Source organism: Christiangramia aestuarii (assembly GCF_009735585.1).
GTDB classification, from domain to species: Bacteria; Bacteroidota; Bacteroidia; order Flavobacteriales; family Flavobacteriaceae; genus Christiangramia; species Christiangramia aestuarii.
Genome location: NZ_VJVW01000013.1, coordinates 1 through 9,548, shown reverse-complemented (window position 1 = coordinate 9,548; position 9,548 = coordinate 1). Strand labels below are relative to the sequence as shown.

General features: G+C 30.8%; 13 protein-coding genes. All 13 read left to right on the top strand.

All coding sequences use genetic code 11. From position 1 onward, the window contains the following. The first annotated feature begins 180 nt into the window (after window positions 1–180). Window positions 181–414 carry a hypothetical protein gene (locus FLP08_RS15295; protein WP_156278037.1) on the top strand — a complete coding sequence of 78 codons (234 nt, stop codon included), beginning with the start codon at window positions 181–183 and terminating at the stop codon, window positions 412–414. Window positions 415–537: 123 nt separating this feature from the next. After that, window positions 538–849 (top strand): hypothetical protein, encoded by a 312-nt coding sequence (locus tag FLP08_RS15290; protein ID WP_156278035.1) that lies wholly within the window; start codon window positions 538–540, stop codon window positions 847–849. Window positions 850–1,018: 169 nt separating this feature from the next. Then, window positions 1,019–1,441 (top strand): VOC family protein, encoded by a 423-nt coding sequence (locus tag FLP08_RS15285; RefSeq protein WP_156278033.1) that lies wholly within the window; start codon window positions 1,019–1,021, stop codon window positions 1,439–1,441. A 230-nt stretch (window positions 1,442–1,671) separates the two neighbouring features. Then, window positions 1,672–2,424, top strand: coding sequence for a GIY-YIG nuclease family protein (locus FLP08_RS15280; protein ID WP_156278031.1), 753 nt, complete (start codon window positions 1,672–1,674; stop codon window positions 2,422–2,424). A 156-nt stretch (window positions 2,425–2,580) separates the two neighbouring features. Then, window positions 2,581–3,096 (top strand): PH domain-containing protein, encoded by a 516-nt coding sequence (locus FLP08_RS15275; protein ID WP_156278029.1) that lies wholly within the window; start codon window positions 2,581–2,583, stop codon window positions 3,094–3,096. A gap of 157 nt (window positions 3,097–3,253) precedes the next feature. After that, window positions 3,254–3,817 carry a hypothetical protein gene (locus FLP08_RS15270; protein ID WP_156278028.1) on the top strand — a complete coding sequence of 188 codons (564 nt, stop codon included), beginning with the start codon at window positions 3,254–3,256 and terminating at the stop codon, window positions 3,815–3,817. A 166-nt stretch (window positions 3,818–3,983) separates the two neighbouring features. After that, window positions 3,984–5,177 carry a serine hydrolase domain-containing protein gene (locus FLP08_RS15265; protein WP_162431108.1) on the top strand — a complete coding sequence of 398 codons (1,194 nt, stop codon included), beginning with the start codon at window positions 3,984–3,986 and terminating at the stop codon, window positions 5,175–5,177. 166 nt (window positions 5,178–5,343) lie between these two features. Then, window positions 5,344–6,057 (top strand): tetratricopeptide repeat protein, encoded by a 714-nt coding sequence (locus FLP08_RS15260; RefSeq protein WP_156278025.1) that lies wholly within the window; start codon window positions 5,344–5,346, stop codon window positions 6,055–6,057. Window positions 6,058–6,291: 234 nt separating this feature from the next. After that, window positions 6,292–6,588, top strand: a complete 297-nt coding sequence (locus tag FLP08_RS15255) for a hypothetical protein (RefSeq protein WP_156278023.1) — start codon at window positions 6,292–6,294, stop codon at window positions 6,586–6,588. A 3-nt stretch (window positions 6,589–6,591) separates the two neighbouring features. Beyond that, on the top strand, window positions 6,592–7,245 hold the full coding sequence (locus FLP08_RS15250) for an SLATT domain-containing protein (protein ID WP_156278021.1): 654 nt from the start codon (window positions 6,592–6,594) through the stop codon (window positions 7,243–7,245). Window positions 7,246–7,401: 156 nt separating this feature from the next. Continuing rightward, on the top strand, window positions 7,402–8,061 hold the full coding sequence (locus FLP08_RS15245; protein ID WP_156278020.1) for a DUF5041 domain-containing protein: 660 nt from the start codon (window positions 7,402–7,404) through the stop codon (window positions 8,059–8,061). Between the two features lie 161 nt (window positions 8,062–8,222). Beyond that, on the top strand, window positions 8,223–8,768 hold the full coding sequence (locus tag FLP08_RS15240) for a hypothetical protein (RefSeq protein WP_156278019.1): 546 nt from the start codon (window positions 8,223–8,225) through the stop codon (window positions 8,766–8,768). Window positions 8,769–9,060: 292 nt separating this feature from the next. Further along, window positions 9,061–9,548 (top strand): hypothetical protein (locus FLP08_RS16495; protein ID WP_238388513.1); only part of this gene is annotated, 488 nt, incomplete at its 3' end.

Sequence of the window (9,548 nt, the reverse complement as noted above, 5' to 3'; positions counted from 1 at the left end):
ATAGAACTAAAAAACGCGCAACAACAACGGTTCATCGCCAATGAGCGGCAGCCTTAGAAAGAAAATAATTAACTTGACCAACAAATCAATACTAAGCCGACAAATCCGCGTCCCGCACTCCGCCAACTGGCGATAACCGAGACCGTTGGCAGCAATGCCCAGAAAACTAAAAAATTATAGATGGATTTAATTGGAGTAATAATTGGACAATATCTTTTAGAATTCATTGGGGCTTCTATACGCTATATTTTTAACCAATTCAAAAGCATTTTATTTCCAATTAAGAAATTATCTTTTTCGGATTATTGGAGTCCAAATTCTGATTTATATCAAAGATTGGAAACAGAAGTAGGTAATAGAATAGCTGGAGGAATGTTCTTGGTTATAGTTTTAATAATTATTTTTTACTTCTAAGTATAGCCTTAATAAGAAAAATTTTCAATCGCTATAATTAACCAGGAAAATCAAAAAATGACCAAAAAACATAAATTATCGAACGATTTGATGGTTTTTATCTTTAAATCTGTTTACATAATCTTGTTCGTAGTATTCCTAGTATTACTTTATTTCCATCAATATGTTATAGCATTTATTTTTCTATTTCCAGTAATTGGATGGCCGATTAAAGGGAAATTGTTTAGTCTCAAATCAATAAGCTTTGATGACAAAAATGTATATATCGACAAAGAAAAATTCCCATTAGAAAAAATTTCTAAAACTAAATTTAGCCCTGTATCTAGCACATATATACAAATTGATAATAAAAAATATTATTTCATGTCAATTGAAGAAGATTTCGGTTTTAGCAACAAAAAGAAAATACTTGAAAAATTAATAAATAGTAATTGAGAAGTCGTAAAAAAGCACGGCTGCCAACAACGGTTAATCGCCAATAGCCGGCACCGTTAGAAAGAAAATAATTAACTTGACCAACGAACCAATACTAAGCCGACAAATCCGCGTCCCCTACTCCGCCAACTGGCGATAACCGAGACCGTTGTGTGTAATTTTTTGAGAAATGATTAATAATAAAATTAAAGGATTAGGAGAAGTTATTTTGAGAGTAAATAACATGGAAATGATGAAAAATTTCTATCAAGAAATCATCGGACTTCAATTAATTCAAGAATCAGAAAATTATACTTTCTTTAAAATCGCCGAAGGGTATAAAGGTCATAATCAGACTCTCGCATTATTTGCAAAAACAAACTTAAACGCCTTCAATGAAAAATTTGAAGATATAAATTTCAAAAAAAGTTCTTTACATCATTTCGCACTGGAAATAGATAAAAAGGACTATGATGAAATTTTGCAATTATGCAAAAATTCTCAACTAGAGTATACCACCGAAAAATTTGATTGGATAAAATGGAAATCTATTTTCATTAAAGATCCTGAAAACAATGTTATAGAATTTGTTTGTCATGATTCCAATTTATAATTCATAATTCGAAGAACTCAAGTTCTTTATCCTGGAAAAGGAGTTTCAGTAATTTAGAATACAACATAATTGGGGTAAAAAAACTACACACAACAACGGTTCATCGCCAATAAGCGGCACCGTTAGAAAGAAAATAATTAACTTGACCAACAAATCAATACTAAGCCGACAACTCCGCGTCCCCTACTCCGCCAACTGGCGATAACCGAGACCGTTAGGCATAATTTTCTATGAAACCCAATCGAAAATATCTTTATGTACTTCTATGTGAAAATGAGCACTACTATATTGGTCAAACAAATGATTTAGTAAAGCGATTTAGACAGCATAAAGAACAAGGTGATGAAGGTTCTGTTTGGACTTCAAATCATAAACCTATAAAAATCATACAGTATTGGAAAATAGACCAATATTCTCAAGAAGATGCCATAAATTTTGAAAACAGACTAACATTAGAGTATATTAATGATTACGGCTATCAAAAAGTTAGAGGAGGTATTTATATATTCTTTGATGAAGAACACCACCTAGGACTTCTAAATTCATATAATGAATTAGTAGATGGCAAATTTATTCCAAGAAAAACAGAGGAGCAAGTTCAATACTTCATCAAAATTAGATCAAAGGTGTTAGAATATAATTTAGAACAAAAAAAGCCATATCTATATGTTCTAAAATTAAAAAATGATAAAATATATATTGGCAGATCTTCAACTGTACTAAAAAGTATTCGCCGTCACTGTTATACTAATAAATCGACTTGGACTTCGAAATTTTTCCCTACAGATTTACTTGAAATAATTGAAGACCAGGATAAAGGTAATGGTCATCCTAGACCATTTCAAAATAGTATAGTTTATAAGTATATGAGAGTATATGGTTGGCAAAACGTTAGAGGTGGAATTTATATTTCAAATAAGGAAAATGCAATCAGAAAACAATTAGAAAAAAGAAAACCGGTACTGCTCGAAAACTATGCCTAACAACGGTTCATCGCCAATAAGCGGCACCGTTAGTAAGAAAATAATTAACTTGTTCAACAAACAAATACTAAGCCGACAAATCCGCGTTCCCTACTCCGCCAACTGGCGATAACCGAGACCGTTGTACATCATTTTTTAGAAAACAATAAATCCTTAATGAGTATAGAATTAAAAAAAGAAAATATAGATTATTACTTCACTAAACCACTTATACTCAGTTTTATTATAAACCTGGGCTTTTTAGCATTTATATTCTACTTTTCGGACTATGATTTCAATAAGACTTTAAAAACCTTTGCTCTTGTTTTAGTTGTACAATCTATCCTTTTCTATATACCTTTAGTTTTATTCTACTATAATTACAGAAATAAAAGCAAAGGGAAGAAATTTCAAATTCTTGAGAACGATAAATTTTGCTATATCAAAAATGGTGAGAAAAGATACTTTACAAATTCAGAGATTGAAAAAGTTGTATTTAATTTATCGATACCATTAAAATTAAATAACCCTATATTTTTGTCTTGGCATGATTACTATTTTATAAAAATCTTTACTCAAAAACAGGAGTATATAATTACCTGCCTTATGATTGACGATGATATTGATGGGTTTTTTGATAAATCAAAAGTAGAAAAAAAAGGATTTCATTTTGCTCATATGTTCCCAAGATAGTTTATCAAAAAAAAACGATGCACAACAACGGTTCATCGCCAATAGACGGTAGCGTTAGAAAGAAAATAATTAACTTGACCAATAAACCAATACTAAGCCGACAAATCCGCGTCCCTTACTCCGCCAACTGGCGATAACCGAGACCGTTGCCCACAATATGAAACAAAATTTTTTCTTCATACTTGTTCTAATAATTCTCTTGATATCATGTCAAGAAAAAGATCCAAATTCGAAACAAAATTTACCTACATATGAATCCAAAAAGAATTCAAGTTCTGAAATTGAAACATTGAAAAAGAAAACTCCAGTAACGGATACATTAATAAATGATGAATTAGTGTATGAGTGGATCGAAGAATTAATAAAACAAGGGAAACAACAGACACGATTTCAAAAAAAGAAAACTACAGTAGAAAACAGATTTAATCCCTCTATTACAGATACACTAATCGTTTTCAACTCAAAAAAAGACCAATTAAAATTATATAATACTGCAACTAGTGAAATATTAAAATCTGCAAGAATTAAAAATGAAAACTCTGAAATAAATAATATCAAGATTGGTATGAAAATATCTCAATTTAAAAATTTAATAAATGAAGATATTTCAAATCAAATTGAGGTTTTAACCATAAGCAACCTTGAACAAACAAATCTATTTGAGTTACAATTTGAAGATCAGAAACTAACTGAGATAAATTATTATGGATATTTGGACTAATACTGTGGGCAACAACGGTTCATCGCCAATAAGCGGCACCGTTAGAAAGAAATTAATTAACTTGACCAACAAACCAACACTAAGCCGACAACTCCGCGTCACTTACTCCGCCAACTGGCGATAACCGAGACCGTTACCTGCAAGCTACAATTAAATAGGTATGAAGATGAATATTAAATTAACGGCAATAATAATTTTTCTACTTTCTTGCTATTTAATCCATGGTCAAAATATTCACAATTCAAATTCTAACAACTTCGATTCAATATCGAGGGATTTAAAAAGAATTTATGAACGTAATGAATTAGCGGGTTTCGCTGTTTCGATATTTGGGAAAGACAGCATCTTTTATCAAAGTGGGTTTGGATATGCTGATAAATCCAAAAAAATACCATATACAGTTAGTTCAAATCAACTTATTGCATCTATTTCAAAAACTTTTATTGGTGTTTCTCTCATGATTGCAATAGAGCAAAACAAAATGAAACTGGATGATGATGTAAATGAATATTTGAATTTCAAAGTAATAAATCCAAATTTCCCGGATACGAAAATAACATTAAGACACCTAGCTAATCATACTTCAGGTATTACTGATCCTAAATCATATAATAAAACTTATTTATTCAGTAAAAAATTAAAGAAAAAAAATTGGCCCCAGCAATGGCATGATTATTTAAAAATATATAATAGAAATAAAGATATACCTCTAGAGAAATTTTTGGAAAATAGTTTATCTGAAAAAGGTATTTGGTTCGAAGATGACACCTATTCTGAAAAGGCTTCAGGTACAGATTATGAATATAGCAATTTAGGATCCTCTCTACTAGCTTTAGCAATTTCAAATGCAGTAAAAGAGTCATATAAAGAATTTGTCAAAAAGAATATTTTTCAACCTCTTAGAATGGATGCCACAAGTTGGGATAATAATTTTGTTGCCGAAGATTTAAGAGTTACATATTACATCGAAAATGGAAATCCTATTCCAGATTATAGAATTTTAACTTATCCAGATGGAGGAATTTATAGTAGCGTTGGGGACTTGACCAAATATTGCCAGGAAATGATTAAATGTTCGATTGGTCAAGGCAAAATATTAACAAAAAAATCCTTTTTAACAATGACAAAGCCTCAATCTATATCTAATGATTTTCCAGATGCTATTTGTTGGGATTTGTCATTTGCTCCTTTGATTGGTCATGCCGGGAATGAATTTGGTAGCTCCACTTTAATGTATTTCAATCCAAAATCTGGAATTGGACAAATACTTTTTTCAAATAATTCGATTGGATCCCTAAAACAAGAGAAAGCATTCTTTGATATTTTCAATCTTCTTTTCAAATATGATTTTAAAAATTAAAATGCCTGCAGGTAACAACGGTTCATCGCCAATAAGCGGCACCGTTAGTAAGAAAATAATTAACTTGACCAACAAACCAATACTAAGCCGACAAATACGCGTCCCTTATTCCGCCAACTGGCGATAACCGAGACCGTTATATGGCATTAACTAAAACGAGATCTAGATGAAAACACTTCTACAGATAATTTTATTTCTATTTCTAAGTAATTCGTTTGCTCAGACCAGTCCTTTTGAGAAATGGTCAGAACTTGCAGAAAAGGATCCTAGTCTACAGCCTGAATATGGAAATATTCAAAAAAATCAAGATCAACTTGAAAACGACCAACAATTCTTAGATGATCTTTTAAATGAATATGATGGTGATTCTAAAAAGGCTAGTAAGAAAATGACGGAATTAGGTTTCCAATATCTTTATGAAAAACAAGATTTCATTACTGCAATGAGAAGGTTTAATCAAGCATTTTTAGTTGATTCTGACAATGCAGATATATATTACGGATACGGTTCAATTTATTTTAATCTAGGTGAATTAGATAAGGCAAGAGAACAATATGATAAAGGACTAAAAATAAATTCTAAACATTCGGAGATTTTAACCGACTACGGAACAACTTATATGGGAGATTTCTATCAAAATTTCGATACCGATAGAAAATTAGCCTTTCAAAAACTGGAACTTGCAAAAAGTTATTTAGACAAATCTTTTAAAATAGACGATAAAAACTCGAATACTGTCTATAAGCTTTCGATAGTTAATATGTACTTAGATAACTGTAAAGAAGCCTGGAAATATTTAAAGAAGGCTAAGCAAATGAAAAATCCGAATGTAACAGAAGCTTATGAGAAGGAACTGATTACAAAATGCGGAAATAGTTAACGCCACATAACAACGGTTCATCGCCAATAAGCGACAGCCTTAGAAAGAAAATAATTAAATTGATCAACAAACCAATACTAAGCCGACAAATCCGCGTCCCTTACTCCGCCAACTGGCGATAACCGAGACCGTTATGCACCATTTTTTGAGAATATTCCGAATATTTAAGAACTTTTCTTTAGCATATTTTATTAATTAAGTAAATTCGGGCTTTCCAATAAAAAAATTTAAAATATGCCGACAACAACTGATTTTCAAGAATACCTAGATAACTTAGAAGAAGATCATATTGAAATAATTCACGAATTATATGAAAGCGTTTCAGGTGAGTATCAAATGGGAGCTTTCGAAACTGAAAGAAATAATGGTAACCTTTTTACGACCTCAGATTTAAACGATTTTACATTAATGCTAGTAAGTGATGAAGCTAGGGATGCATTTCTAAAAAAATTAGATCAAGATTACGGAGGTGATTTTGGTTGGGTTGGTGGCCATTATGAATTCGTAAGAAGTATGAATAAAGACGATTAAAGAATGACTTCTAAAAAATTTGAAAAACCAGAAGGAAAAGAACATCTAGATAAAGATTTTTTAGAAGAGCTAAAACACAAAATTTGGTCTACAAAGGGAACCAGATTTACTGCAGACAATAGGCTAAAAAAGATAGATAAACTTTCAAATTTATGCATAAATATTCTGTCAGTTTATTTAATAATTTTTGGTTTATTGTCTGTTTACAATATTTATAATCCTAACCAGGCATCAGAAAATTTATTTGCATTTTCCCTTACCGCTACCTCAATCTTATTACTACTTTTTTCAGTATTTGAGAATTCTCAAAATTATCCAGTTAAAGCGAAAAATTTCCACGACTGTGCTTTGGATCTAGCAGATTTATACAACGAACTACAAACCTTCAAAACTTATAAAAAAGATGTCGGTAATTTAGAGAAAATGCAATTTTGTGAAGATTTACAATCGAGATATCAAAATATACTTAGACGATACGAAAACCATAAACCTATAGATAGCAAAATGTTTAAATCCAATCATATGGATTATTACAAAAACTTGAATAATTGGTTTTGGTTTCGAACGAATATTGAGTATATATTTAAAACTAAATTTATTTATATAGGTGCTATAATAGTTCCGGGGTTAATTCTGGCTAAAATTATTCTAAGGTAGAAAAACGTTGCATAACAACGGTTCATCGCCAATAGACGGCAGCGTTAGTAAGAAAATAATTAACTTGACCAACAAACCAAACCTAAGCTGACAAATCCGCGTCCCTACTCCGCCAACTGGCGATAACCGAGACCGTTGTGTACAATAATTTTAAAAATGAAAAACCTACTTTCAACATTATTAATTCTACTTTCAATAAACATTTATTCTCAATCAACTAGAATTGAAGATCCTCAAAATCAGTTACAAAAGGAAGATCCTGATAATTTATATAATCAAGAAAATATTTCGAAGCTAGATTTGATAGAAGCTTTAGAATTAGCCTCAATTGGAATACATAAATTCAATATTGGTGAATTTGAAAGAGAGTATAAACTTCAGATTTTTGCAGAAGAATATGTTAATGGCAAAAACATTATAACAGACACCTTATTAGATTATACTAATGATTATGATTTTGTGGTCGACGACGAGTTTCATCAAGGTTTTATTGATCAGATTAAAATATTTACTAAAACTGAGGAAAACAATAGTACTTTAGATATTCGCACATATGCTCTGAGTTCAAAATCTCAGATCAATCTTGCTAAAAATGATCATAGACAATTTTATACCTGGCGTCAGTATTCAGATACAACATGGGAATTGAATAAGAAAATTCCGTTATTAATATTTGCCTCTTCTTGGTTAGATAAAAAATATAATTTCCATAGATTTTGTGGTGTTGTTAAATTAAAGGATAACGATAAACAGACTAATGAGTTATTAAATTCATCCCCTAATTATATCGTTATATCTTACAAAATTACCGAGTAAAAATTACTGTACACAACAACGGTTCATCGCCAATAGACGGCAGCGTTAGAAAGAAAATAATTAACTTGACCAATAAAACAATACTAAGCCGACAAATCCGCGTCCCCTACTCCGCCAACTGGCGATAACCGAGACCGTTGTGAGCAAGCCGGAAACAAATTGTGACTGATATAAATAAACTTATAGAAGAAATTATTCCTCCTGCTGATTACCAAAATAGAAATGGTTTCAGTAATGAGAATATTATTCTTTCGTTATCAGAACAAGAGAAGTTAGAAGTAGAAGATAGACTGATTAAAATGTTAGCTAATTCTAATGATGAATTAATCGGTGAAACTTTAGTAATATTAAAATCTAAGAAGGCACTTCCTGTATTAAATAATAAATTATCAAAAGCAGAAAAACCAAACCTAAGAATTATTTGGGCTAGTTATATTAATGAAATTGAGAATGGTAATGATCAAATGAAGAATATAGGCTTCGAAGAATTCAAAAAAGTTTCAGAGAAATACAGTCTAATTGAGGTTTTCTATTATGCCTCAAGATTTAATGATTCCAGGATAAATAGTGAAATCAAAAAATTCATTAATGATAAAGATTATCTGATCGCTTATAATGCAAGAAGATGTTTAGGATTAAGCACAAAAGAAATACAAGGAAACAAGATTAAAAAACATAAAGAAAAGTGGTGGCAATTCTGGAAATAAAAATTCTAACTAAACGGCCAGCTCACAACAACGGTTCATCGCCAATAAGCGGCAGCGTTAGAAAGAAAATAATTAACTTGACCAACAAACCAATACTAAGCCGACAAATCCGCGTCCCTTACTCCGCCAACTGGCGATAACCGAGACCGTTGGCAATAATGCTAAAATGATTTATCAGTAAAATAAATTTCCCTCTTTATCATAAAAATTAATTAAAAAGTGTTTAGTTATATATATCCTATTCATAAAACAATCCCTAGGTTCAACATCAATAATTTTAAAAAATAATTAAATGATAAAAAAGTTTTTAAAAGCTCAACATTGGCAAATTTTTATCTTAGTTTTTGCCCTACCMTTTTTCCTGCAAATTTTAATTACTATTTCATTATTCAGTAGTTTCAATGAAGGAAGTGCTCCAGATCCATCCTTCTTAAAYTGGTTTAAACTATTCCCTTTGATCATGCTGCTATATTTAGGAACTACTTTGGGATGGTTTTGGTCGGTTGGAAACGGACTTCAAAAATATATTCCAGATGGTATCAATTTAAAAATTAAAAAATTCMGAATATTTCTATTMATCCCAGTAGTATATTTATTGCTAATATTTCTATTATTTGGCGTTGCTTCTTATGGTTTCTCTTCCGGTAATAATGCGGCGGGTGGTACTGTGGGAATATTACTCTTATTCATTATTCCATTGCACTTATTCTCGATGTTCTGCATGTTTTACTTACTCTATTTTGTTTCTAAAACAATAAAAACTGTTGAATTAAAACGTTC